Source organism: Camelimonas abortus, assembly GCF_042432745.1.
GTDB classification, from domain to species: Bacteria; Pseudomonadota; Alphaproteobacteria; order Rhizobiales; family Beijerinckiaceae; genus Camelimonas; species Camelimonas abortus.
On the sequence record NZ_JBHLWR010000004.1, the window covers coordinates 352,501 to 378,315 of the forward strand.

The window sequence follows — 25,815 nt, forward strand, 5'->3', positions numbered from 1 at the left end:
ATGGCCTGCAGACCGCGGAAGGCGTGGCGCTGATGCGCCTCGCCGAAGCGCTGCTGCGCATTCCTGACGTCGCGACCCGCGACGCCCTGATCCAGGAAACCCTCGCGGCAGGTGACTGGCGCGCCCACGCCGGACGGGGCCGTCCGCTGGCCGTCAGCGCCGTTTCACTGGCGCTGGACCTCGCCCGCCGCGCCGTCACGGGCGCGGACGGCGGCGCGTCGCGTCGCCTCGCGACGGCTGTCGTCCGCGCCGGCGCGCATCTCGCGGTCCACATGCTCGCCCGCCATTTCGTCGCCGGGCCGGACATCCGGACGGCGTTGCGACGGAGCGCGGCGCGCGAGCGGCGCGGCTACCGCCACTCCTATGACATGCTGGGCGAGGCGGCGCTGACCGCCGACGACGCCGCGCGCCATTTCCACCGTTACGCGGACGCCATCGAGACCGTCGGCCGCGCCGGGGCGGGCCTCGGCCCGGTGCGGGGCCCCGGGGTTTCAGTGAAGCTGTCGGCGCTGCATCCGCGCTACTGTCGCGCCCAGGCCGGACGGGTGATGGACGAACTGGGGCCGCGACTGAAAGAACTGGCGCTGCGCGCCCGCCGCCATGACATCAGCCTGACCATCGACGCCGAGGAGGCCGACAGGCTCGAGCTGTCGCTCGACCTGTTCGGGCGGCTGCGGCTGGATCCGGATCTCGCCGGATGGGCGGGACTCGGCTTCGTCGTGCAGGCCTATGGCAAACGTTGCCCGCATGTCATCGACTGGCTGGCGGATCTCGCCCGGCGCGCCGGCGTCTCCATCATGACGCGCCTGGTGAAGGGCGCGTACTGGGACACCGAGATCAGGCGGGCGCAGATCGCCGGACTCTCCGGATTTCCGGTGTTCACGCGCAAGGTCTACACGGACGTGTCATGGCTGGCCTGCGCGCGCCGGCTGCTGGACGCCGGCGACGCGCTTTTTCCGCAGTTCGCCACGCACAACGCCCGCAGCGTCGCCGCCATCCTCGCGCTGACGCGCGACCGCCCCGCCGGTTCGTGGGAGCTCCAGTGCCTGCACGGCATGGGCGAGCCGCTGTATGACCAGCTGGCGGGAGAGGCGCCATGCCGGATCTATGCGCCGGTGGGAACCAGCGACACGCTGCTCTCCTATCTGGTCCGGCGGCTGCTGGAGAACGGCGCCAACAGCTCGTTCGTGCGGCAGGCGGCGCGCGCGGACGCGCAGGCGCTGGTCGCCGACCCGGTCGCCCGCATCCGGACGATGACGGAGCCGGGCGCGCCGCATCCGGCGGTGCGCGCGCCGGCGGACCTCTTCGGCCTGCTGCGACGCAATTCGGCCGGCGCCGATCTCTCCGACGGGCAGACCCTCGCCGCCCTGCAGCCGGCGCTGCGCCAGTCCGCGGCCAGGACGTGGCGCTGCGCGCCGGTCACGGCGGCGGCCGGAATCCTGCCGGAGCCGCCGCGGGCCGTCCGCAACCCCGGCGACCTGCGCGACGTGGTGGGGGAGCGCCGGGACCTCGCCGCGGCGGACGCCGCCGCCGTGGTCGCGGCGGCGCGCCCGTGGGACTGGGTGGACGCCGCCGGGCGGGCCGGGACCCTGGAGCGCGCCGCGGCGGCAATGGAGGCGCAGGCTTCGACGCTCATGGGCCTGCTGATGCGCGAGGCCGGCAAGACCGCCGCCAGCGCCCTCGGCGAAGTGCGCGAAGCAGTCGATTTCCTGCGCTATTACGCCGCCGCGGCCCGCGCCATGGGGCCGGGAGGTCGCCCCGCCGGAGTGCTGCTGTGCGTCAGTCCGTGGAATTTTCCGCTGTCGATCTTCACCGGCCAGATCGCCGCGGCGCTGGCGGCCGGCAATGCGGCGATCGCCAAACCCGCGCCGGAGACGTCGCTGGTCGCCGCCGAGGCGACGCGCATCCTGCATGAGGCCGGCGCGCCGCGCACGGCGCTGCAGCTGGCCCCGGGGGACGCCGGCGCCGGCGCCGCCCTCGTCGCCGCGCCGGGCGTCGACGGCGTGCTGTTCACCGGCTCCACCGCAACGGCGCGCGCCATCGCCCGGACGCTGGCGACGCGGGTGCGGCCGGACGGCTCCGGCCCGCTGCTGGTCGCCGAAACCGCCGGTCTCAACTGCATGATCGTCGACTCCTCGGCGCTGCCGGAACAGGTGGTCGGAGACGTGCTGGCCTCGGCGTTCGACAGCGCCGGCCAGCGCTGCTCGGCGCTGCGCGTGCTCTGCCTGCAGGAAGAGATCGCCGGCCCCGTGCTGCGCATGCTCCACGGCGCCATGCGCGAACTGGCGGCCGGCCCCACGGACCGGCTCGCCACGGACATCGGACCGGTGATCAGCGCAGCGGCGCGCGACCGGCTGGAGGCCCATGTGGCGCGGCTCGCAGCCGCCGGGCGCAGGGTGACCCGCCTGCCGCTGCCGCCAGAGACCGCCAGCGGCGTGTTCGTCGCGCCGGCCATCATCGAAATCGACAGTCTCGCCGACGTTCCGGAGGAGGCGTTCGGCCCCATCCTGCACGTGCTGCGCTGGCGGCGCGCAGAGCGCGACGCGCTCATCGACGCCATCAACGGCGCCGGCTATGGCCTGACGTTCGGACTGCACAGCCGGCTGGAGCGCGCGGCGGACGGCGTCGTGGCCCGCATCAGCGCCGGCAACATCTACGTCAACCGCGGCATGATCGGCGCAGTGGTCGGGTCACAGCCGTTCGGCGGGCGCGGCCTGTCCGGCGCCGGACCCAAGGCGGGCGGACCGCTGATGCTGCCGGCGCTGATGCGGGAGCTGCCGGCGGACTGGCGCACGAATGGCGGCGACGCGGCCGCCGAAACGTTCGCCCGCTGGCTGGAGGACCAGGGCATGCAGGCGCTGGCCGGAGCCGCGCGACGGATGATGGCCCTCGCCCCCCGTCGCGGGCGTATCACGCTGCCGGGGCCCGCCGGCGAACGCAACCTGCTCGACGTCCGCCCGGCGCCAGCGGCGCTGCTGGCGCCGGCCAGCGCCACCGGGCTGTACAGCATGGCGGCCGCCCTGCTCGCCTGCGGCGTGCCGAAGGCGCAGGTTATCGCCGGTCCCTTCGCCGGCGGACGGCCGCCGCTGCCCGGGGTTGCGGCGGCGCTGCTCGACTGGCGGGAGGCGCCGGATCCGGCCTTCCCGGCCACGACAGCGTTTATCGAGGGCGATCCGGAGCGGATCATCGCCCTGCGCCAGCAGATCGCCGCCCGCGACGGCCCCATCGTCACCATTGCTTCCGCCACGCCCGAGGCCGTCGCCGCAAATCCGGCGCTGTGGCCGCTGACCCGGCTGGCGGAGGAAACCTGCATCTCCATCAACACCGCCGCGTCGGGCGGCGACGCGGCGCTGCTGGCCGCTGCCGCCGACGACTGACGGCCCGCGCCCCGCCCGAACGGCGCCGCCCGGCAATATTTTCCTGGTCATTTGAACTGTTTCTTAAAACTAGCTAACGGGCCATCAAATACCAAGACACAACAGTTGTTAATATGTAGCACATATTATCGATATTAATATTGCTGGAACGTCATCGCCATGCCGTCACGGCGTCACCGTGTGTCCATCGCGGCGCCGCCCGCGGAGCGCGCCAGGGCGCCGCGCATGCCCGCACCCCTTCGCTGGCCGCATCTGGCGGCGCCCGGGCAGGCATTCTCGCCCTGACCGGCCCCGGCGCCAGCCTGCGGGAACGGCCGCGCCGCCCGGCTTTCTGCTGGCCGGCGCCGTCGGCCTGTGCGCTGCGCCGTGCGATGCGGGCCCCGTAGCGATGACGCCAGTGGCCGGCACGCTGGCCGCCTTCGCCTCCGCGGGCCTGGCCTCATCCTGCCGCGCCGGCGCGAGCCGGATTTCCCGCGCCCGTTCCCCGCGCCGCCGGGAGGGGCGGCCGGCGGAAGCGCCGTCGCCGGCAGCGCGCCGTTTTTTTCCCGGCCCCGGCGGCCCAACCCGGATGATGCTCCTCATCTGGAACGTCATCGGCCTTGCGGCCCCACCAGGGCGCGGCGTCCGGCGCCGGCCACGGATGACGGGGAGAGCGCCGGCGCGGCGACGTTCCGGAACATTGACCGGCGCGCCGCCGTTGACGGGGACGGCGCGGGACATCCCCGCCGCCCCACGCAGCGGAGGAGACGGCCATGCCCCCATCACCAGAGCCGCCGCCATGGCCATGGCGCGCGCAGCCCGGCGAACCGGGAAAGCCATGGCCGCCGACCCCGGCGCGTCCGCCTGATCCGCCGGCGGAAACGCCCGCCCCCGCCGGACCGGACGGCCAGCCGCAGCCGTCGCTGCCGGACCCCGCCGGCGAACCCCTGCAAATTCCGGCGCAGACGCCCACGGAAATTCCCCTCCCCGGCGGCCAGCCGCCAGCGCCGCGCGGCTGGGCCAGCGCCGGCAGCCCGGCCCGCGCCCCACACTGGCGCGCGCCGCTCCTGCCCGGCGCGCGGCCCCGTCCGCATGACCCCGCCGCATGAAGAAACGGCGGCGCGCCGGAAAGACATCGCGACGGACGGAACAAAAGCTGCGCCATTCCATAAAGACAGTGGCAATCAACAATTAACAGACACAGACAAACCTTGGAACAATCCGGCGAAACCCAGCGTTATTTCGGCGTATTCCCAAGTGAGAGGACATAAACATGCGAATGTCGCTGACGCTTCTGGCGCTCGGCCTGACCACGGGCGTCGCCCTGGCGCAGGCGCCGGCCAATCCCGATCCCAAAACCCCGGCCGTCGCCACCCAGGACACGGCGCAGCCGGCCCGTCCGGCCAGGGGGGCCAACAGCTTCACCGAAGCCCAGGCGCAGGAGCGGATCGCCGAAGCCGGTTTTTCCGGCGTTTCGGGTCTGGTGAAGGACAATGACGGCGTGTGGCGCGGCAAGGCCATGAGGAACGGCGTGCAGCACGACGTCGCCCTCGACTACCAGGGCAACGTGTTCCCCCGCCAGTAACGGCGCGCCGCCGCACAGGCGGACGCCCGCCACATCCCCCTTTTCGCCCACACACACACACGGGAGGCGACCCCATGAGAACCGTATCCGCCATGTATGACGACCACGCCGCCGCGCTTGCCGCGGCCGACCGGCTGGAAGCCCTCGGCGTGGAACGGGACGACATCAGCATCGTCGCCAGCAACGCCGACGGCTGGCGTGACGGTGACGGCGAGGAAAGCCACGCCGGAGAAGGCGCGGCGGCCGGCGCCGGCGTCGGCGCGGCGCTCGGCGGCGCCGGCGGGCTGCTGGCGGGCCTTGGCCTGATGGCCATTCCCGGCGTGGGTCCGGTGGTCGCCGCCGGCTGGCTCGCCGCCACCGCGGCGGGCGCCGCCGCCGGAGCGGCCACGGGCGCCGCCGCCGGCGGCATCGTCGGCGCCATGACGTCCGCCGGCGTGCCCGAGCACGAGGCCAATCTTTACGCCGAAGGCGTGCGGCGCGGCGGCTCGCTGGTGTCAGCCCGCGTGGACGACGCCCTTGCCGGCCGTGCGCAGGAGACGCTGCATGCCGGCAACGCCGTTGACATCAACGCCCGCGAAACCGCCTGGCGCGAGCAGGGCTGGGAGCGGTTTGACCCGGACTCCCCCGGCTACACGCCCGAGCAGGTGCGCGAGGAGCGCAGCCGCTACCTCTGAAAACCCGGCCGGGCTCGCCAGACGGCGTTTCCGGCGGGAATGGAGCGCGCCCCGGCCGGGGCGCGCTTCGCCATCGCCGCCCGCCCTGCGCCGGCGCGCCTGCCTGAAGCCGCCCGCACGGGCCCGAGGGCGCGCGGGCGCCTCCCCGTGAGCGGCCTTGCATGACGGCCGGCCTTACATGGCCAGCAGGATCCAGACCAGGGCGACGAGGGTGCACAGGACGGACGCCGGCGCGCCGGCGCGCATGAACTCGCTGAAGGAAATGGTCACGCCGCGGCCCGCCGACTGTTCCACGACAATAATGCCGGCGAGGCTGCCGAACACTATGAAATTGCTGAAAAATCCTGTCCCGAGCGCCAGCGCCGCGCCCAGCGCCATGGAGTCGCCGCCGCTCATGAACGGCGACAGCAGCATCACCGCCGGATTGTTGCCTATGACGTTGCTGATGAAGCCGCCCGCCAGCAGCAGGGTCACCGGATCATGCAGGTCGACGCCGGCGCGGCGCAGCGCCTCCAGCAGCGCCTGCGGATCGCCCGTGCTGGCGAAGGCGGCGTTCACCACGAACAGGCCCATCACCAGCAGCAGCAGGTCGCCGTCCACCTGGCCCAGCATGTCGCTGGACGAGACGCGGCGGCTGAGCAGCAGAACGCCGGCGGCGGTGAGAGCGATGATATCCTTCGGCCAGCTGGTGAACACAAAGGCGAGGATGACCGCGGCGGTGACCACCGCTGCCTTGGCCAGCTCGATGACGTCGAGCGGCCGGGCGGGCGCCTCGGGCGCCGCCGGGGCGGACGCGGCCGCCTCCGGATCGAGCTTCCAGCGGTTGCGGTAGACCAGGGCGACCACCCCCCACACCACCGGCAGCGACAGCAGCGCCGGAACGGCGGCCACGCGCAGGAAGCCGTTGAACGACAGGCCCAGCTCCTGGCCGATGATCATGTTCTGCGGGCTGCCGATGAGCGTGCCGGCCGAACCGGAATTGGCGGCGAAGCAGAACCCCAGCAGGAACGGCGCCGGATTGAGCCCGCGCGCCATGGTGATGGAGACCAGCAGCGGCGTCATCGCCACCACCACCACGTCATTGGTGAGCAGGGCGGACAGCGCGCCGCTCACCGTCACCAGCACGGCGAGCAGCGCCGGCGGCGACAGCGGCAGCGTGGCGATGCGCCGCGCCGTCCACTCGTAGAAGCCGGACATGGTGAAGGCGGCGGACACCACCATCAGGCCGAACAGCAAGCCGATCGTGGAATAGCTGATCGAATCCCAGGCGGCCTCCGGCGTCAGCACGCCGAACGTGATCATCGCCAGGGCGCCGACCACGGCCGCGCCGGTGCGGTCCACCCGCAGGCCAGGCGCCTTGCCAAGCGCCATGGCCACGTAAACCAGCAGAAAAATCGTCAGAGTCGTCATCCGCCCCCCGCCCGTCCGGCGCCGCCATGGCGACGCTTATGGCGTCTCGCGCGCCGCAAGGCAAAGGCTGCTTTGGAGGGCGGCTCACGCCGGCCCGTCGTCGCGCCCATGACGCAGGGCGACGACGGCGCCGGCGAGGCTGAGGAGCGCCAGCGCGAACCAGGTGAGCGCATAGACGAGGTGACTGTTGCTGAAGCGCAGGCGGGTGAGGCCGCCGACGGGATAGCCGCGGGCGTCCGGCGCAGCGGCGGCGTCGATGAACCAGGGCGCGACCGGCGACAGGCCGGCGCGGCGCGCCATGGCGACGACGTCGCGGGAGTACCAGCGGTCCGCCGCCGGGTCGTTGCGGCGCAGGAAGCCGCCGCCCGGCTCCGGCAGGCGCAGCAGGCCGGATACGGTCACCTCCCCCTCCGGCGGCGGCGCGCCGCGGCTGGCGGGGGATTTCCTGTCCGGCGGGACAAAGCCGCGATTGACGTAGATCACCACGCCGTCGCCGGCGCGCAGCGGCGTCATCACCCAGTAGCCGCCGCCCAGCGCGGTCACGGCGGGAACCAGCGCCTCATGGCGGTGCAGGAAGCGTCCGCGCGCCTGCACCCGCCGGTATTCCATCTCCGGCGCCCGGCTCCATTGCGCAGGGCCGGGCGCGTCGACCGGCGGCGCATGGGCGGCGGCCGTTACGCGGGCGACAAGCGCGTTCTTCCAGGCGAGACGCTGCAGCTGCCATGCGCCCAGGGCGCAGAACAGCAGCGCCAGCGCCGCCCCGGCGGCGGCGACGGCCACGACGCGGCCCCGGGCGGGCGCGGGCGGGACGGCGCGGGGCGCGCGGGAAGGCATGCCCGCCTCACCGCCGCATCATCTGTTCCGGCGCCATCAGGTTGGCGTTGAGATGGGTCATCACCCACAGCGAGCCGGCCAGCACGATCACCACCACGATGATGGTGAAGACGAGCGCCATCATGCTCCAGCCGCCCTCGACGCGGCCGTTCATGTGCAGGAAGAACGTCATGTGCACGACCACCTGCACGCCGGCCAGCGCCAGCACGATGACCGCCGTGGTCTGGCTGCTGAAGAACGGCCCCGCCATCACCAGCCAGAAGGGAATGGCGGTGAGAATGGCCGAGAGGACGAAGCCGGTGAGATAGCCCTTCAGCGTGCCGTGCGGCAGGGCGGCGGCGTCATGCGGCGCGACGTCGTGGAGGGCGGCGCCATGGGAGTCGTGACCCGCGTCGTTCATCGCAACATCCCCATCAGATAGACGAAGGTGAAGACGCCGATCCAGATGACGTCGAGGAAATGCCAGAACATGCTGAGGCAGGCAAGCCGCCGGCAGTTGGCCGCGGTGAGCCCGCGCAGCCCCACCTGAACCATCAGCGTGACCAGCCAGATGACGCCGAAGGTGACGTGCAGTCCGTGCGTGCCCACCAGGGTGAAGAAGGCGGAGAGGAAACCGCTGCGCGACGGCGTGGCCCCGATATCGATGAGGTGCGAGAACTCGTGCAGCTCCACCGCCAGAAAGCCGGCCCCGAACAGGCCGGTGACGGCGAGCCACGACAGGGTCGCGCCCTTCAGCCGCCGGGCCATGGCCAGCATGGCGAAGCCATAGGTGATGGAGGAGAGCAGCAGCAGCGCTGTGTTCAGCGCCACCAGCTCCAGGTCGAACAGGTCCCTGGGCGACGGGCCGGCGGCGTAATTGCCGCCGAGCACGGCGTAGACCGCGAACAGGATGGCGAAGATGAGGCAGTCGCTCATCAGATAGAGCCAGAACCCCAGCATGGTGCTGTGGCCCTCGGCCAGATGCGGCTCCTCGGGAAGATGGTAGGGCCTGGACGGCCGGACTGCGGTCGCTGCCTGCGCCATGCTCAAGCTCCCGCGGCGGCCAGGTCGCGCAGGCGCTGCGCCTCCAGGCGCGCCACCTCGTCGGCCGGAATGTCATGATCGCGACTGTAGTTGAAGGTATGGACGATGGCGGCGCCCACCAGGGCGACGAAGGCCGCCGCCGCCAGCCACCAGATGCGCCACACCAGGGCGAAGCCGAGCACGAGGCTGATGGCCGCCAGAACCACGCCCGCGCCGGTGTTCTCCGGCATGTGGATGGGGCGGAAGCCGGCGCGCGGCGGCCGGTAGCCGTGCTGCTTCATGTCATGCCAGGCGTCGTTGTCGTAGACCACCGGAATGAAGGCGAAATTGTAGGGCGGCGGCGGCGAGGAGGTGGACCATTCCAGGGTGCGGCCGTTCCACGGATCCCCGGTCAGGTCGCGCAGCGCGTCGCGCTTCCAGATGCTGACCGCGATCTGGACGAGGAAGGCGAGGATGCCGAGGAAGATGAGGAAGGCGCCGGCGCCGGCGACGATGAACCACGCCTGCAGCGAGGGATCGTCAAACACCCGCAGGCGGCGCGTCACCCCCATCAGGCCGAGCGCGTAGAGGGGCGCGAACGCCACCCAGAAGCCCACGACCCAGAACCAGAAGGAGAACTTGCCCGGCAGCGGATCCAGGCGGAAGCCGAACGCCTTCGGCCACCAGTAGACGATGCCGGCGAACATGCCGAACAGCACGCCGCCGATGATCACATTGTGGAAATGCGCCACCAGGAACAGGCTGTTGTGCAGCACGAAGTCCGCCGGCGGCGACGCCAGCATCACCCCCGACATGCCGCCGATGACGAATGTGAGCATGAAGGCCACCGTCCACATCATCGGCGCCTCGAAACGGATGCGGCCGCGATACATGGTGAACAGCCAGTTGAACATCTTCGCTCCCGTGGGGATCGAGATGATCATGGTGGTGATGCCGAAGAAGGAGTTGACGCTCGCCCCGGAGCCCATGGTGAAGAAGTGGTGCAGCCACACGAGGTAGGACAGGATGGTGATGACCACCGTCGCATAGACCATCGAGGTATAGCCGAAGAGGCGCTTGCCGCAGAAGGTGGCGGTGACTTCGGAGAAAATGCCGAACGCCGGCAGGATGAGGATGTAAACCTCGGGGTGGCCCCAGATCCAGATGAGGTTGACGTACATCATCGGATCGCCGCCAAGGCTGGCGGTGAAGAAATTCATGTCGAGGTAACGGTCCAGGGCAAGCAGGGCAAGCACCGCCGTCAGCACCGGGAAGGTGGCGACGATCAGCACGTTGGCGCACAGCGACGTCCAGGTGAACACGGGCATTTTCATCAGCGCCATGCCCGGGGCGCGCATGCGGATGATGGTGCAGATCAGGTTGACGCCGGACAGCGTGGTGCCCACGCCGGCGATCTGCAGCGCCCAGATGTAATAGTCGACGCCGACGTCGGGGCTGGCGTCGATTCCCGACAGCGGCGGATAGGCCAGCCAGCCGGTCTTCGCGAACTCGCCGATGAACAGCGACATCATCACCAGCACGGCGCCGGCGGTGGTCATCCAGAAGCTGAAATTGTTGAGGAAGGGAAAGGAAACGTCGCGGGCGCCGATCTGCAGCGGCACGACATAGTTCATCAGCCCGGTGATGAACGGCATCGCCACGAAGAAGATCATGATGACGCCGTGGGCGGTGAAGATCTGGTCGTAGTGGTGGGCGGGCAGGTAGCCTTCCGAGCCATTAAACGCCCAAGCCTGCTGCAGGCGCATCATGGCGGCGTCGGCGAAGCCGCGCAGCAGCATCACCAGGCCGAGGACCATGTACATCACGCCGATGCGCTTGTGGTCGACGCTGGTGAACCACTCCCGCCACAAATAGCCCCACAGGCGAAACCAGGTGATGGCGCCGGCCACCGCGAGAGCCCCCAGCGCCACGACGATGAAGGTGACCACGAGGATGGGCTCGTGCACCGGCAACGCCGCGAGCGAAAGCCGGCCGAGAAGCGGCGAATAAGTGACTGCGGCGGCGTCAGTCGCCATGGATCACCTCCGGTGTTGCGGCGTCAGGAGCGCTCCGGCCGCAGCGACTGCGGCCCCGCCAGGGGCGGCGCGGCGGCGGCGCCCGCCGGCCGGCGCGCCACGCTCCCGGGCCGCGGCAGGCCGAGGCCTGCGGCGGGCGTCCAGGAGCGTCCGGGATCCACGGCCGGCGCAGCCGAGGCCATGGCCAGCGCCTGCTCGGGCGTGCAGATGCTGGCCACGAACGCTCCCGGCCGGCGCAGGCGCGCCAGCCCGGTCCGCGCCGGGCGGACGAGCGCGCGCAGCCCCTCCGGCCCCAGGCCGCCGGCGGCGTCGACCGCCATCATTTCGCTGCGGCACATGCGGCCTGGCTCCACGCACAGGTTGCGGATGAGATCGAAGAGATTGGGCTCCACCGCGCCGAAGCGGCGCACCGGCGCGTTCACGCTGGGCTGCTCCAGCTCCAGATAGGCGGCGCGGTCGAGCACGCCGCCGGCTTCCTTCGCCTGCTGCACCCATTGCGCGAAACCGGCGTCGTCGAGGCCGAGGAAGCGGAAGCGCATCTGCGAGAAGCCGGCGCCGCTGTAATTGGCGGAGAAGCCCGCGTATTCGCCCGGCCGGTTGATCACCGCGTGCAGCTGCGACTGCATGGCCGGCATGGCGTAGATCTGGCCGGCGAGCGCCGGCACGTAGAAGGAGTTCATCACCGCCGAGGCGGTGATGCGGAAGTGGACCGGGCGGTTCACCGGCGCGGCCATTTCGTTGACCACCGCGATTCCCTGCTCCGGATAAATGAACAGCCATTTCCAGTCGAGCGCCGCCACCTGCACCTCCAGCGGCTTCACGTCCGCCGGAACCGGCGCGTCGCGACTGACGCGGTCCAGCCGGCGGTAGGGATCGAGCAGGTGCGTGCCCATCCAGGTGACGGCGCCGAGACAGATGATGATCAGCAGGGGCGCCGACCAGATCACCAGTTCGAGCGCGGTGGAGTGGTCCCAGTCCGGATCATAGGCGGCCTTCGCGTTCGAGGCCCGGTAGCGCCAGGCGAAATACGCCGTCAGCGCCATCACCGGCGCGATGACCAGCAACATCAGCGCCGTGGAGATGAGCAGCACGTCCCGCTGCTGCTCCGCGACGAAGCCAGCCGGGTGCAGGACGACAAAATTGCAACCGCCAAGTAATGCGATGACGGGAACCATCAAGGCCGTGCGGAATATTTTCACGGAGCATCCTTCCCGCAAAACATGGCCGGGGCCGTGCTATTTAACACACGATTTTTCCCGCCAGACAACCTGTCATTTCAGATCATGATGAGGCATACTCCAGGTCGCAGGCCCGACGGCATCTAGGGAAGACGGACGCAAGACCATGGCGCAGATCCTGGCCCCCAGCGAGCAGTCACTGCCGGCGACCCCGGAGAGTCACGGTCACGTGAAGCCGGGCGAGATCGCCATCGGCGTGATCATCGGGCGAACGTCGGAATTCTTCGATTTCTTCGTCTACGCCATCGCCTCGGTGGTGGTGTTTCCTCGGCTGGTGTTCCCGTTTCTGGAGCCGCTCGACGGCATGCTCTGGTCGTTCGCGCTGTTCGCCCTGGCGTTCCTCGCGCGCCCCGTCGGCACGGCGCTGTTCACCGCCATCGACCGCCGGGCGGGCAAGAACGCCAAGCTCACCATCGCGCTGTTCCTGCTGGGCACCTCCACCTGCGCCATCGGCTTCCTGCCGGGCTACGAGACTGTGGGGGCGCTCTCCATCTGGCTGCTGGCGGCGGCGCGGGTGGGCCAGGGGGTGGCGCTGGGCGGGACATGGGACGGCCTCGCCTCGCTGCTCGCCCTCAACGCGCCGGAAGACCGGCGCGGCTGGTACGCCATGACGCCGCAGCTGGGCGCGCCGCTGGGCCTGATCGTGGCCAGCGGCCTGTTCGCCTTCTTCATCCACTACCTGTCGCAGGAGGATTTCTACAGCTGGGGCTGGCGCTATCCGTTCTTCGTGGCCTTCGCCATCAATGTGGTGGCGCTGTTCGCCCGGCTGCGCATGGTGGTGACGCCCGACTACCGGCGCATGTTCGACAACCAGGACCTGCACCCCAAGAAAGTGTCGGAGACGCTGCGCGTGGAGGGCGGCAAGGTCGCCATCGGCGCGCTGGCGCCGCTGGCCAGCTTCGCGCTGTTCCACATGGTGACGGTGTTTCCGCTCTCCTGGGTCTATCTCTACACCTCCGCGAGCCCGGCGAACTTCCTCGTGATCGAGATCATCGCCGCAGTCTTCGGCGCGGCGGCCATCGTCGCCAGCGGCGTCATCGCCGACCGGGTCGGCCGCCGCAACCTGCTGGCGGCGACGGCGGCCGCGATCGCGGCCTTCTCCGGCTTCGCGCCGCAGCTGCTGGACGCGGGCCCCGCCGGCGAGGCCGTGTACATGATCGTGGGCTTCATCATTCTGGGGCTGTCGTTCGGCCAGTCGTCAGGAGCGGTGGCCTCGGCGTTCTCGCGCGAATACCGCTACACCGGCTCGGCCATCACCAGCGATTTCGCCTGGCTGTTCGGCGCCGGCTTCGCGCCGCTGGCGGCGCTGGCGCTCTCCAGCCGTTTCGGCCTCATCGCCGCGGGCGCCTATCTGCTCTCCGGCGCGGTGACGACGCTGGCGGCGCTGCGCCTCAACCGGCTGTGGGAGGCGCACCGGAAGGACCTGTTCTGATTCGCTCCTGCAGCGGCGGCGCGCCGCCGGCGGGGACGGGCGGAATGACCGCAGGCGCAGGGAGACAGGGGAGCGACGGCGGAAAAAGGGCGCGGCGCGAAAAACGCGCGGCGACCGCCGGGCCCCGCCAGCCGCCGCAGACGGCGCCGCCAGGAGAGACGCCCCCTCCCCCGCGCGGCGGCTCACGTCACGTTGAACATCGCCGCCAGCTCTTCCTTCTTCACCTTGCCGGTGGCGGTCATGGGCAGGGAATCCACCACCCGCAGCTCCGGGATCTTGTAGACGGCGAGGCGCTGGCGGCAGAACGCCAGCAGGTCGTCGGCGGAAGTGTCGTCCTTCACCATGACGAAGGCCACCGGAACCTGGCCCTTTTCCGGATCCTCGCGGCCGATGACGCCGCTGCCGGTGACCGAGGGATGCTGGCCAAGCACCGCCTCGATCTCGGCCGGGAACACGCTCATGCCCTTGACCTTGAGCATCTCCTTGCGCCGGCCGAGGAACAGGATGAATCCTTCCTCGGTGATCATGCCGATGTCGCCGGTGCGCAGCCAGCCGTCCACCAGGCCTTCGGCGGTGGCGTCGGGACGCTTCCAGTACCCCTTCAGCAGGGAGGGGCTGCGCACGCACAGCTCGCCCTCCTGCCCCAGCGGCACAAGTTTGCGGCCGCCGAACTCCATGATCTTGAAGTCGGTGGCGCCGGTGGGCAGGCCGCAGAAGACCTGGCGGGCGTTGAGGTCGAAGTTCCCCTCCTGGAAGCCGCGGGTGAAGGTGTCGAACGAGTTGGTTTCGGTCATGCCCCAGGCCGCCTCGCGCAGCACCACGCCGCCGGTGAGCGCGCGCCAGCGGTCGCGGAAGCTGACGTTGAGCTTCTTGACGAAGGAGGCCACCAGGGTTTCGCGCAGCGAGGAGAGATCGTGGCTGGCGGCGTCAGGCCGCTCCATGATCTCGACGGCGTTGTCCACCACCATGGCGGCGACGGTGACGCGGTAGCGGGCGGTCTGCGCGAGCCAGGCCTTCGCGTCCCAGCGCGCCATCAGCACGCAGGCGGCGCCGGAGACGATGGGGCCGAGAATGGCCCAGTCCTCGCCCGCCACCCAGAACACCGGCCAAAAATTGATGAACACGTCGTCCGGACCGATGCTGCAGGTGATGCTGCAGATGCTGGCTCCGGTGAACAGCATGTCGCGCTGGGTGTGCACGCAGCCCTTGGGCATGCCGGTGGTGCCGCCGGTGTAGTTGAGGGCGGCCACGTCGTCGAGGCTCACCTCCGTTTCGGGCGGCGCGCCGGTTTCGGCCATCATGGCGGAGACGAAGTCCGTCACCCCTTCCGGCAGCGGCTGGCGCGGCGCGTCGAGGCCGGCGGGCAGCGGGCCGAACGGGCGCTCGGGCAGGAACTCGCCCGGGGAGGTGGCGTAAACATGCTCCACGGCCGTTTCGCCGCGCACCGCCGCCACCAGCGGCAGCAGCTCGTCCTGGGCGATGAGCACGCGGGCGCCGGTGTCGTTCAGCTCATAGGCCAGCTCCTGTTCGCGGAACATCGGGTTGACCGGAACATGGATGGCGCCGAGCTTGAGAATGGCGTGGAAGGCGATGATGAACTGCGGGCAGTTGGGCAGGAACACGGCCACCGTGTCGCCCTTTCTCACGCCGGCGCGGGCCAGCATGGCGGCGCAGCGGTCGCTGAGCCGGTCCAGCTCCGCCCAGGTGATGACGCGGTCGTAGAAAATGATCGCCGGCCTGTCCGGCGTGCGGCGGGCCCATTCGCGCAGATAGTCGCTGAGCGTGCGTTCGCCGAGCGGGTAGCGCTGGGTCCGCGGCACGCCCTGCGGCCAGCGCGCGTCCCACAGCTTGCGGACATGGGCGAGATAGGCCTCCTCGCTGGCGAGATAGGCCGGCGCGCGATCCTCGCTTGTTGCGTTCATCCCTTGCTCCCGTCTTGTCGTCATGCGTTTTCGCCGTCATGCGTCGCGCGCCCGCTGACGGGCGCCGGCGCCGCAACGTCCTGCGCCGCGTGACGAAATGTTAAGGCCCCCGCGCCAGACGCCAAGCCCCCGCGTGGTGACGGCGCCGTGGCGGCGCGGCCGCCGGCTGCGCCGGCGCGCGTCACCACACGTCGACGCTGGCCACTTTCTTGCCCTGACGCGGCGCCGCGGCCGGCAGCGACTTCAGTCCGCGCAGCAGCCAGCGGCGCGTGTCCATGGGGTCGATGACGTCGTCCACCTCCAGATAGGTGGCGCCGGAGAGGGCCCGGTTTTTCTCGTATTCGGCGGCGACCATGCGGTCGAACCAGGCCTTGCGGGCCGCCGGATCCTCAATGGCCATCAGCTCCTTGCGGTAGGCCAGCTTGACGCCGCCCTCAAGGCCCATGGCCCCGAACTCGCCGGTAGGCCAGGCGAGGATGAAGAAGGAGGCGTGCGAGCCGCCGCCGGCCATGGCGAGGGCGCCGAGGCCGTAGCCCTTGCGCAGCACGATGGTGAACACCGGCACCGTGGCGTTGGCCGCCGCCACGAACATGCGCGAGACGTGCCGCACCTGGGCGGACTTCTCCACCTCCGGCCCCACCATCATGCCGGGCGTGTCGCACAGCGAAACGATGGGAATGTCGAAGGCGTCGCACAGGCGGATGAAGCGCGCCGCCTTGTCGGCGGCGTCGGCGTCGATGGCGCCGCCCAGCACCTGGGCGTTGTTGGCGATGACGCCCACCGGACGGCCCTCGATACGGGCGAAGGCGGTGACCATGGCCCGGCCGAAACCGGGCCGCAGCTCCAGCACCGAGCCGGTGTCGGCGAGAATCTCCAGCACCTTGCGCACGTCATAGGCGCGCAGGCGGTTCTCCGGCACGACGCGGCGCAGCAGGCGCTGGTCGGCGCAGCTCCACTCCTTCAGCCGCCCCTGGAAATAGCCGAGATATTTCCTGGCCACCGCCACGCCCTCGGCTTCATCCTTCACCAGGATGTCGATGACGCCGTTGCGCTCCTGGACGGAGGCGGGGCCGATGTCCTCGGGGCGGAACACGCCGAGGCCGCCGCCCTCCACCATGGCCGGACCGCCCATGCCGATGTTGGAGCGGCCGGTGGCGATGATGACGTCGCAGGCGCCGGCCACCGCGGCGTTGCCGGCGAAACAGCGCCCGTCGACGATGCTCACCGTGGGCGCAAGACCGCTCATGGCGCCGAAGCGGCTGAAGGTGGTGGTGTCCAGCCCGGCCGGAGTCGGCCACTCGTCGCCCGGGCGGCCGCCGCCGCCCTCGGCGAACACCACCAGCGGCAGCCGCCAGCGCGCCGCCAGCTCCAGCAGCCTGTCCTTCTTGCGGTGGTTGATGACGCCCTGGGTGCCGGCGAACACCGTGTAGTCATAGCCCATCACGGCGCAGCGGGCGGCCTCCTCGCCGAACAGCGCGCCGTTCACCGCGCCGAGGCCGGCCACCAGGCCGTCGGCGGGGCTTATCTTCAGCAGCTCGTCGAAGCTGCGGCGCTGGCGCTGGGCGGCGAGGGCGAGGCCGCCGTATTCGACGAAGCTGCCTTCATCCACCAGGTCGGCGATGTTCTCGCGCACGGTGCGCTGGCCGGCGCGGCGCCGGCGCGCCACCGCCTCGGGCCGGCGCTCGTCGAGCAGCATGGCGTGGCGCTCCAGCACCTCGGCGAGGTCCGGGCGGATATGGTCGGGATCAGACGCCTCGCCCGCCCCGGTCTCGTCCCCCGCCACCTCGCCGGGGGTGATGAACAGCAGCGGATGGCCCTCGAACACGGTGTCGCCGGGACTGGCCAGCACCTGGCCGACATGGCCGGAGATCTCCGCGCTGACCACATGCTCCATCTTCATCGCCTCGAGCACCAGCAGCTGCTGGCCCTTGCGCACCGCGTCTCCCGGAGCGACGTCGATGCTGACGATGGTGCCCTGCAGCGGGGCGTTCACCGCCTCCATGCCGTCGGGCGTGGCCGCGACGGCGCCCGGCTGCGGCTCCGCCGCGGCGCATGGCTCCGTCGCGGGAACCCCGAACACCGCCAGCGGGTCCAGCGCCCTGGACGACTGCGGCCGGCGCGGCCCGGCGCCGGCGGGCGCGGCCGGATGGAACAGGTCGCCCGCCACCTGCGCGTCGGGACCTGCCAGCGCCGCGGCGTTGCGGGCGACGAAACCGGTGTCGACCCGGTTGGCGATGAAATCCGGATGGGCCAGCAGCGCCCGCAGGAACGGGATGTTGGTGGCCACGCCCCCGATGCGGAACTCGCGCAGCGCCCGAAGGGCCCGCCGCGCCGCGCCGGCGTAGTCCCCCGTGCGCGAATGCACGACCAGCTTGGCCAGCAGCGGGTCATAGCGCGGGCTGGTGACGTAGCCGGCGTAGCCATAGCCGTCGACGCGCACGCCGGGGCCGGAAGGCGGATCATAGGCCTCGATGCGCCCGCCGGCGGGGCGCGCCGCGCCGTCCGCCGTGATGGTCTCCATGTTGACGCGCAGCTGGATGGCGTAGCCCTGCGGCTGCATGTCCCGCGTCAGGCCGAGACCGGCGAGACGGGCGCCGGAGGCGAGGCGCAGCTGCGTCTCCACCAGGTCGACGCCACAGACCTCCTCGGTGACGGTGTGCTCCACCTGGATGCGCGGGTTCACCTCCATGAAGAAGAAGTCGTCGGGCGCAGCGGAATCGGCCGGAACCAGGAATTCGAAGGTGCCGACGCCGTCATAGCGCACGTGGCGGGCGAGGCGCAGGGCGGCCTCGCACATTGCGGCGCGCGCCTGCGGCGACAGGGACGGGCTGGGCGCGACCTCGACGATCTTCTGGTTGCGGCGCTGGATGGTGCATTCGCGCTCGCCGAGATGGATCACGTTTTCGCCATCGCCGACGACCTGCACCTCGATATGGCGAACCGAGGGGAGATAGCGCTCCACATAGAGGCGGCCGTCGCCGAACGCCCCCTGCGCCTCGGACTGGCAGCGGCGGAACGCCTCCTCCAGCTCCTCCGGCCGGAAGACGGCGCGCATGCCGCGGCCGCCGCCGCCAGCCACGGCCTTGACCATCACCGCGGCGTCGTCGCCGTAAAGCTGGCGCTGCCCGAGGAAGAACGCCCGCGCCTCCTCCAGGGTCGCAGGTCCGGCGAGGCCCGGAAGCAGCGGCAGGCCGGCCTCGCGGGCCAGAGCCCGCGCCTTCGCCTTGTCGCCGAACAGCTCCAGCAGCTCCGGCCGCGGTCCCACGAATGTGATCCCCGCCTCCGCCGCCCTGCGGGCGAAGGCGGCGCTCTCCGAGAGGAAGCCGTAGCCCGGATGGATGGCGTCGGCGCCGGCCTTCGCCGCCGCGGCGACGAGCCCCTCGATGTCCAGATAGGCCGCCGCGCCCACGCCCTCCAGCGCAAGCGCCGCGTCCGCGGCGCGCACGTGCAGCGAGGCGGCGTCGTCCTGCGCGTAAACGGCGACCGACTCCATGCCGCAGCCCGCCGCGGCGCGCGCGATGCGGACGGCGATCTCGCCGCGGTTCGCGATCAGCAGCCTCTTGATCGTCATGGCTCTCCCTGCTCCGGCGGCGCGCTCCGGCGGCGCCAGCTGTCGTGTTCTTGCGGATCAGACGTCGCCGGGAAAGCTATGTCCGAAGTGAATTTGCGTCAATATATTGATATGAATTCAGGACAGATCCCCTGACGAAACCGCGACCCGGGCGGCCATCCCAGCGCGGTGACGTGACAGGCGCGCGCGCTTTCAGGCATAGTTCCGGCTGAAAGGAAGCATATGCATGACCAGGCCGGACACACCTGCGACAAGAGAGGGCCGAAATGTCGGTGAAGCGCGGATACAACAGATCACGCCCGATCACGACATCAACAACCGTTTGTTCTTCCGGCTTTGTCAGGCGGCGAACCAGTATGAGCGCACGGCGAATCGCGAACTGAACATTTCCGCCATCCAGGGCATCGTGCTGGGGGCGCTGTCGCGATACATGCCGGACGGCATCGCCTTTTCAAGTTTCGTGGATTACATCGCCGTCAGCCGGCAAAATCTTGATGCGGTGCTGAAACGTCTCGAAAAGCTTGGCCTGGTGGAGCGGGTGGAGAATCCGCGCGACCGGCGCGTGCGCATGGTGCGGCTGACGCCGGAAGGCGTGAAGGCATGGGAGACGCTGGGCGCGCGCACGGTGGAGTTCTTCCGCCTCGCCGCCCACGGCGTCTCCCAAGACGAGAAGATCGCCTTTACCAACACGCTGGTGAAGATCACCCGCAACCTGCGCAACATGCGCATGCCTGACAACGACGGCGGCGCCTGACAGGCGCCGTTACGCAAGGGACGGGGGCGACGGCGCCGGCCGGCGCCGCAGGCGACGTGGCCGCGCAGGCGGCGCAATTTGCGTCAACGCATTGACATAAACCCGCGGCCGCGGCAGCATTCCGGCCAGGACGGTCACGCCAGGACGGCCGCGGGCCGGCGCCAGCCGGAAACGCCGCCGCGGCCGCCAGGGCAACATTGCGAGGAAACGCCATGGCCAGTCACGACCCGCGGGTTCCCGCCCGCGAAGACAGCGTCCTGCGCTACGTGCTCGAGCGGCGGGCGCGCGAGAAACCCGGCTTTCCCTTCCTGCGGCTGGGCGACGGCTCCGAGATCACCTATGGCGAGATGCATGACCGGGTGCGGGCCACCGCGGCCGCGCTCGCCCGGCTCGGCGTGCGCCAGGGCGACACGGTGACGGTATGGCTGCCCAACAGCCCGGACATGATCCGCGTCTGGTTCGCCATCAACTGGCTCGGCGCCGTCTATGTGCCGATCAACGTCGCCTATCGCGGCGCCCTGCTGGCCCATGTCATCGGCAACGCCGGCTCCAGGGTCATCATCGCCAGCCCGGACCTCGTCCGCCGCCTCGCCGACATCAACCGGGCGGAGCTCGCCGTCTGCGTCACCGTGGGCGGCGAGGTGGAGCCCGGGCTCGCCATCGACGGGCTGGCCATTCTCTCCGGCGAAACCGCCCTCGCCGGCGATCCCGCCGAGGCGCCGGAGCCGGAGCGGCCGGTCGAGCCCTGGGACGTGCAGTCGGTCATCTACACCTCCGGCACCACGGGGCCGTCGAAGGGCGTCGTCAGCACCTACGCCCATCTCTATCACATGAGCGGCCGCCAGGCCTGGCCGATGGTGGACGAAACCGACACCTTCCTGGTGTACGGCCCGCTGTTCCATGTGGGCGGCACCTGCCCGGTGGCGGCCATGCTCAACCGCGGCGGCACGGTGGGCCTCGCCGGCGACTTCGTCACCGACCGGTTCTGGGACCACGTGCGCGCCACCCGCGCCACCATGGTGATCCTGCTCGGCGTGATGACCGCCTTCATCTCCAAGGCGCCGCCTTCGCCGGACGACCGCAACCACACGCTGCGCAAGGCGGTGATGATCCCGCTCGACGAGAACTGGCGCGCTTTCCGCGAGCGCTTCGGCGCGCAGGTCTGGACGCTGTTCAACATGACCGAGATCAGCGTGCCGGTCATTTCCGGGCCGGGGCCGGAGAAACCCGGCGTCTGCGGCCGGCCGCGCGAGGGCGTGGAAGTGCGCATCGTCGATGACAACGACTGCGAGGTGCCGCCGGGCGTGGTGGGCGAGCTCATCATCCGCACCGACGCGCCCTGGGCGCTGAACTCGGGCTATTTCAAAAATCCGGAGGCCACCGCCCAGGCCTGGCGCAACGGCTGGTTCCACACCGGCGACGCCTTCCGCCGCGACGCCGACGGCGACTATTTCTTCGTGGACCGCAAGAAGGACGCCATCCGCCGGCGGGGCGAGAACATTTCGTCATATGAGGTGGAGGTGGAGATCCTGGCGCATCCGGCGGTGCGCGAGTGCGCCGTGGTGGCCGTGCCCAACGAGACCTCCGAGGACGACGTGCTGGCCATTGTGGCGCCCACGCCCGGCGCCAGCATCGATCCGCCGGAGCTGCTGGAGTTCCTGCGGCCGCGGCTCGCCCACTTCATGCTGCCGCGCTACATCCGCGTGCTGGACGACCTGCCGAAGACGCCGACGCAAAAGGTGGAGAAACACGTGCTGCGCAGCGCCGGCGTCACGCCGGACACCTGGGACCGCGAGAAGGCGGGCGTGAAGGTGAGGCGCGAGAAGATCCGCGGCTGACCGCGGCGCCGCCGCGCCACGACAAAGGCCGCCCGTTTCCGGGCGGCCGTCAGGAAAAGTCGCCGGGGGCGGCGGACGCCGCCCGCGGCCAGGCCGTCACGCCGCAGCGAAGCGGATGGCCACGATGAGGGCGGCGGCCAGGACGGCCCAGCCGATCGGCGTGGCGAACATGATCGAACCAATCGATTTCACTGCGGACATTCGCTGATCCTTCTCCAGCCCGGAGCGTCTGCGCTCCATGCCGGCAGGTGTAGGCCCGGCGCGGGCGCGCGCATGTGCGTCCGCGCACGCCGCCGTGAACGGCCGGCCGGCGACAATTGGGGGCGCCGGATCCGGCGGCCGCAGCGGGCGAGGCGCGACGGCGCCCTCCCGGCCGGACCGGCCCGTGCGCCGCGAACATCCGCCGCACGGCCCACACGCCGCCGAAAAACAGCCCGGAGGCGGTCCACGATGGCCCCGCCGCGCGCAAACGCACGCGCAAGGCAGCCTTGCGGCGCGACAAACCCGCTCACCCGTGCGCGGAAACAGCCGCCCGCGTTGACATGCGCCATCGCCAATTTACATACCAGATGCGGAAATGACCTGCCGTCATTTCCCCGCGCGGCGCCAGGGCGCCGTCGCCCCCGCCGGCGCGCAGCCCATGCGGCGCCGCCGGCCTTTGCGACGCCGCTCCACAGACCCGCAACCTGCGCCTGGCCCCTGACCAGGCTGGCAACAAGGAAACGGCGATGTCCAACGAACATTACTGGCCGCCCCTGCCCCCCTCGCGCACCGGTCTGCACGGTCGCTGCCCGCGCTGCGGCCAGGGGCGCCTGTTCTCGGGCTATCTGAAGCTCGCCAGGAAGTGCGAGGTCTGCGACCTGGACTATTCCTACGCCGACCCTGCCGACGGCCCGGCCTTCTTCGCCATCTGCATCGCCGGCCTCATGGTGAGCGCCTTCGCGGTGTGGCTTGAGGTGGCCTATGAGGCCCCCTACTGGGTGCATCTGGTCACCACCCTGCCGCTGATGATCATCTTCTGCGTGCTGCCGCTGCGGCCGCTGAAGGGCTGGCTGGTGGCCAGCCAGTATTTCCACAAGGCGGAGGAAGGCCGCATCGCCGGCTCCTCCGGCCATTACGAGCTCGGCAAGGGCCAGGGCGGCGACTGGCGCGCCGGCGACGCCGCCGGCAATCACGCCTCCTGACCGGACGGCGCGACGTCCGGCGCCGCCCCGCGCCCGGGCGGCGCCCGTGTTTTCCGCAAACGGATCACGCCGGCCGCGCATGACAGGGGCGGGACAGACGCGTCTGGCCACTGGCGGCGCGGCGGCGCGCCTGTTACCATCCGGAACGAACCGGAAACACCGACGCGGCGACGGCCGCTGTTGCGGAACTGGCGATGAGCGACTCGCGGCCGACGTTCTATGAGTTCTTCGCTGGCGGCGGCATGGCGCGCGCCGGCCTCGGCGACGGCTGGCGCTGCGTGTTCGCCAATGACTTCGACCACAAGAAGGCGCTGACCTACCAGGCCAACTGGGGCGCGCCCGGCGTCATCCAGGTGGGCGACATCCGCAACGTGCGCAGCGCCGACCTGCCGGGAACCGCCGATCTGGCGTGGGCGTCGTTTCCCTGCCAGGACCTGTCGCTGGCCGGCGCCGGGGCTGGCCTGAAGGGCGCGCGCTCGGGCACGTTCTACGCCTTCTGGGACATCATCGGCGCCCTCGCCGCGGAAGGGCGGACGCCGCGAATCGTGGCGCTGGAGAACGTCACCGGCGCGCTCAGCTCGCATGGCGGCCAGGACTTCGCCGCCATCTGCGACACCTTCGCCGCCCACGGCTACGCCTGCGGCGCGCTGGTCATCGACGCGGTGCTGTTCGTGCCGCAGTCGCGGCCGCGGCTGTTCGTCATCGGCGTGCGCAGGGACATGGCGCCGCCGCCCGGGCTGCTGGCGCCGGGCGCGGTGGAGCCGTTCCACACCCGCAGCCTGCGCAACGCCATGGCCCGCCTTTCCCCGCGCGCCCGCGCCGGCTGGCTGTGGTGGAACATCCCCACCCCGCCGCAGCGCAACCAGGCCTTCGCGGATCTCATCGAAGACAATCCCGCCAGCGTCTCCTGGCACACGCCGGAGGAGACGGCGGCGCTGATGGCGCTGATGTCGCCGGTCAATCTCGCCAAGGTGGAGGCGGCCAGACGCGCCGGACGGCGGATGGTGGGGGCCATCTACCGGCGCACCCGCACCGACGCCAGCGGCGCCAAGGCGCAGCGCGCCGAGGTGCGCTTCGACGACGTGGCCGGCTGCCTGCGCACCCCCGCCGGCGGCTCCAGCCGCCAGGTGATCATGGTGGTGGACGGCGAGCGCATCCGCACCCGGCTGATCTCGGCGCGCGAGACGGCGCGCCTCATGGGTCTGCCCGACGACTACCGCCTGCCGCGCAATTACAACGAGGCCTACCACCTCACCGGCGACGGGGTGGCGGCGCCGGTGGTGCGCCACCTCGCCCATCACCTGTTCGAGCCGCTGCTGGGGCTGCGCGCCGCCACGCCGGAAGGCGCCGCCCGCCCCGCCCGCATGGCGGCCGCAGGCGGACGCGCGACGGAGGCGGAGGCGTGATCGCAGATCCGGCGCAGCAGCTGCTGTTTCCGGAGCTGGCGGAGCCGTCCCGCCCGGCCCCGGCGCGCCAGTTTGCGGACGGCGTCGCCGCGCCGCCGTTCGAAACGGACGACCTGCGCCGCAATCTCACGCGCTTTTTCCTCACGCCTTACACGGACCCGCAGAGCGGCCGCACCCAGCCGGTCGGCAACTGGCGCTGGGGCGTCTACGCCTTCTACGACTATGACGGCGAGCCCATTTACGTAGGCCAGACCAATGAGCGGCTGCGCACGCGCATCGGCCGCCATCTCACCAACCAGCGCACCGACGCCGTGGCCATGTCGGTGCTCGACCCGCTGGAGGTGTACGAGATCGAGGTGTGGCCGCTGCCGCAGTTCCAGGACGTTCCGCGCCGGCAGGCGGGCCGCGCCGAACTGGACGTGCTCGACGCCCTGGAGCACCACGTGTACCGGCAGGCGCTGGCCGGCAGCGCCTTCGGCGCCGTGCTCAACGAGAAGGATCCGCCCGCGCCGCGGGCGGTGGTGGCGCCGCCGCCGTCGCTGCGCGGCCGCATCGTCTCCGACGCGGTGGCGGAGATCCGCGGCCATCCCGATTTCCGCATCGCGCGCCGCGCCCTGGTCATCGCCCGGCTGGCGCAGGTCATTTCCGAACGCAAGGTGCAGGGCGGCCTGCGCCGGGTGCTGAACGTCCAGGCGAAACGCCTGCAGTGGCTGGCCGAACGCCGCTACATGGCCCTCGGCGGACCGGCCAGCGTGCAGAAAGCGGATGGCGCTGAAGAAACCTGAGCAGAACCCCTCCGCGGCGCGCAGCGCCGTGATGCGCGCCGTGCGCTCCGCCGACACCCGGCCGGAAATGACGGTGCGGCGGACGCTGCACGCCATGGGCTACCGCTACCGCCTGCACCGCAGGGACCTGCCGGGCTCGCCGGACATCGTCTTTCCCGGGCGGCGCAAGGTCATCTTCATTCACGGCTGCTTCTGGCACGGCCATGACTGCGCCCGCGGCGCCCGCATGCCGGCCGCCAACGCCAGCTACTGGCGCAGCAAGATCGCCCGCAACATGGCGCGGGACCAGGCGACCATGGCGGCGCTGGCCGCCGCCGGCTGGCAGGCGCTGGTGGTGTGGGAGTGCGAGCTGAAACAGCGCCTGCGCCCGGCGCTGGAGGCGCGCCTGAAAGCGTTTCTGGACGGGGCGGAGACGCAGGCGGCCGCGCCGCGGCTCAGGCCGGGCGCGGCCCCAGAAAAATGACCGCGGCGCCGGCGAGACAAAGGGCGGCGCCCGTAACATCCCACCGGTCCGGTCGCACGCCCTCCACCGCCCATAACCAGAACAGCGAAGTGACGATGTAAATCCCGCCATAGACGGCGTAAGCGCGGCCGGCGGCGCTGCTTTCCACCAAAGTCAGCATCCAGGCGAAAATCGCGAGCGAAGCAAAGCCCGGCAGCAGCCACAAGGCGCTGCGCCCCAGTCGCAGCCACGCCCAGAAGGCGAAACAGCCAGCGATCTCCGCCAGCGCCGCGCCAATACAGATCGCCAGGGTCATGCCGGCCGCCCGATGTTTCGCTGAAGGCGC

19 protein-coding genes (1 of these 19 only partly in view) are annotated in these 25,815 nt (G+C 70.9%); 10 read left to right on the top strand and 9 right to left on the bottom strand.

Annotated elements, in window-relative coordinates; translation table 11 throughout:
- The 3 genes from putA to ACFFJB_RS01745 all read left to right on the top strand — a co-directional run.
- Positions 1–3,377 carry the 3' portion of a bifunctional proline dehydrogenase/L-glutamate gamma-semialdehyde dehydrogenase PutA gene (gene putA / locus ACFFJB_RS01735; protein ID WP_376829049.1) on the top strand. Its footprint begins 262 nt before the window's first position, so only the last 3,377 of its 3,639 coding nucleotides appear in the window; its start codon lies beyond the left edge, outside the window; its stop codon occupies positions 3,375–3,377.
- A gap of 1,252 nt (positions 3,378–4,629) precedes the next feature.
- Positions 4,630–4,941, top strand: a complete 312-nt coding sequence (locus ACFFJB_RS01740) for a PepSY domain-containing protein (RefSeq protein WP_376829051.1) — start codon at positions 4,630–4,632, stop codon at positions 4,939–4,941.
- 74 nt (positions 4,942–5,015) lie between these two features.
- Entirely contained in the window at positions 5,016–5,615 is a 600-nt protein-coding gene (locus ACFFJB_RS01745; RefSeq protein ID WP_376829053.1) for a hypothetical protein, read from the top strand.
- A 174-nt stretch (positions 5,616–5,789) separates the two neighbouring features.
- Here ACFFJB_RS01745 and ACFFJB_RS01750 read toward each other — a convergent pair whose 3' ends face one another.
- From ACFFJB_RS01750 to cyoA, 6 genes are all read right to left on the bottom strand, one after another.
- Positions 5,790–7,025, bottom strand: coding sequence for an ArsB/NhaD family transporter (locus ACFFJB_RS01750; protein WP_376829055.1), 1,236 nt, complete (start codon positions 7,023–7,025; stop codon positions 5,790–5,792).
- 84 nt (positions 7,026–7,109) lie between these two features.
- On the bottom strand, positions 7,110–7,805 hold the full coding sequence (locus ACFFJB_RS01755; RefSeq protein ID WP_376829057.1) for an SURF1 family protein: 696 nt from the start codon (positions 7,803–7,805) through the stop codon (positions 7,110–7,112).
- Positions 7,806–7,866: 61 nt separating this feature from the next.
- Complete coding sequence (gene cyoD, locus ACFFJB_RS01760; RefSeq protein WP_376829059.1) at positions 7,867–8,259, bottom strand: cytochrome o ubiquinol oxidase subunit IV; 393 nt, start codon at positions 8,257–8,259, stop codon at positions 7,867–7,869.
- On the bottom strand, positions 8,256–8,882 hold the full coding sequence (gene cyoC, locus ACFFJB_RS01765; protein ID WP_376829061.1) for a cytochrome o ubiquinol oxidase subunit III: 627 nt from the start codon (positions 8,880–8,882) through the stop codon (positions 8,256–8,258). Before cyoC ends, cyoD begins: the two co-directional genes overlap by 4 nt.
- A 2-nt stretch (positions 8,883–8,884) precedes the next feature.
- Positions 8,885–10,897, bottom strand: a complete 2,013-nt coding sequence (gene cyoB / locus ACFFJB_RS01770) for a cytochrome o ubiquinol oxidase subunit I (protein WP_376829063.1) — start codon at positions 10,895–10,897, stop codon at positions 8,885–8,887.
- A gap of 23 nt (positions 10,898–10,920) precedes the next feature.
- Positions 10,921–12,096, bottom strand: a complete 1,176-nt coding sequence (cyoA, locus tag ACFFJB_RS01775; protein ID WP_376829065.1) for a ubiquinol oxidase subunit II — start codon at positions 12,094–12,096, stop codon at positions 10,921–10,923.
- 145 nt (positions 12,097–12,241) lie between these two features.
- Here cyoA and ACFFJB_RS01780 point away from each other — a divergent pair, with 145 nt between their 5' ends.
- Complete coding sequence (locus ACFFJB_RS01780) at positions 12,242–13,567, top strand: MFS transporter (RefSeq protein WP_376829067.1); 1,326 nt, start codon at positions 12,242–12,244, stop codon at positions 13,565–13,567.
- Positions 13,568–13,749: 182 nt separating this feature from the next.
- On the opposite strand, the gene ACFFJB_RS01785 is transcribed toward ACFFJB_RS01780, so the two are convergent.
- Positions 13,750–15,489 (bottom strand): AMP-binding protein, encoded by a 1,740-nt coding sequence (locus tag ACFFJB_RS01785; RefSeq protein WP_376829069.1) that lies wholly within the window; start codon positions 15,487–15,489, stop codon positions 13,750–13,752.
- Positions 15,490–15,670: 181 nt separating this feature from the next.
- Positions 15,671–19,060: an acetyl-CoA carboxylase family protein gene (locus ACFFJB_RS01790; RefSeq protein WP_376829071.1), complete on the bottom strand. Its 3,390-nt coding sequence runs from the start codon at positions 19,058–19,060 to the stop codon at positions 15,671–15,673.
- 226 nt (positions 19,061–19,286) lie between these two features.
- Between ACFFJB_RS01790 and ACFFJB_RS01795 the strand changes: the two genes are divergently transcribed.
- From ACFFJB_RS01795 to ACFFJB_RS01820, 6 genes are all read left to right on the top strand, one after another.
- The gene (locus ACFFJB_RS01795; protein ID WP_376829073.1) at positions 19,287–19,814 is read left to right on the top strand and encodes a MarR family winged helix-turn-helix transcriptional regulator; all 528 of its coding nucleotides are present in this window, start codon (positions 19,287–19,289) and stop codon (positions 19,812–19,814) included.
- A 212-nt stretch (positions 19,815–20,026) separates the two neighbouring features.
- The gene (locus ACFFJB_RS01800) at positions 20,027–21,652 is read left to right on the top strand and encodes an AMP-binding protein (RefSeq protein WP_376829075.1); all 1,626 of its coding nucleotides are present in this window, start codon (positions 20,027–20,029) and stop codon (positions 21,650–21,652) included.
- 728 nt (positions 21,653–22,380) lie between these two features.
- Positions 22,381–22,836, top strand: a complete 456-nt coding sequence (locus tag ACFFJB_RS01805) for a DUF983 domain-containing protein (protein WP_376829077.1) — start codon at positions 22,381–22,383, stop codon at positions 22,834–22,836.
- 194 nt (positions 22,837–23,030) lie between these two features.
- Positions 23,031–24,242: a DNA cytosine methyltransferase gene (locus ACFFJB_RS01810; RefSeq protein ID WP_376829078.1), complete on the top strand. Its 1,212-nt coding sequence runs from the start codon at positions 23,031–23,033 to the stop codon at positions 24,240–24,242.
- Positions 24,239–25,027, top strand: coding sequence for a GIY-YIG nuclease family protein (locus ACFFJB_RS01815; RefSeq protein ID WP_376829080.1), 789 nt, complete (start codon positions 24,239–24,241; stop codon positions 25,025–25,027). Before ACFFJB_RS01810 ends, ACFFJB_RS01815 begins: the two co-directional genes overlap by 4 nt.
- Positions 25,008–25,490, top strand: coding sequence for a very short patch repair endonuclease (locus tag ACFFJB_RS01820; RefSeq protein ID WP_376829082.1), 483 nt, complete (start codon positions 25,008–25,010; stop codon positions 25,488–25,490). Before ACFFJB_RS01815 ends, ACFFJB_RS01820 begins: the two co-directional genes overlap by 20 nt.
- On the opposite strand, the gene ACFFJB_RS01825 is transcribed toward ACFFJB_RS01820, so the two are convergent.
- Positions 25,462–25,785, bottom strand: a complete 324-nt coding sequence (locus ACFFJB_RS01825; RefSeq protein WP_376829084.1) for a YnfA family protein — start codon at positions 25,783–25,785, stop codon at positions 25,462–25,464. The two genes, ACFFJB_RS01820 and ACFFJB_RS01825, sit on opposite strands and share 29 nt — an antisense overlap.
- Between the last annotated feature and the right edge of the window lie 30 nt (positions 25,786–25,815).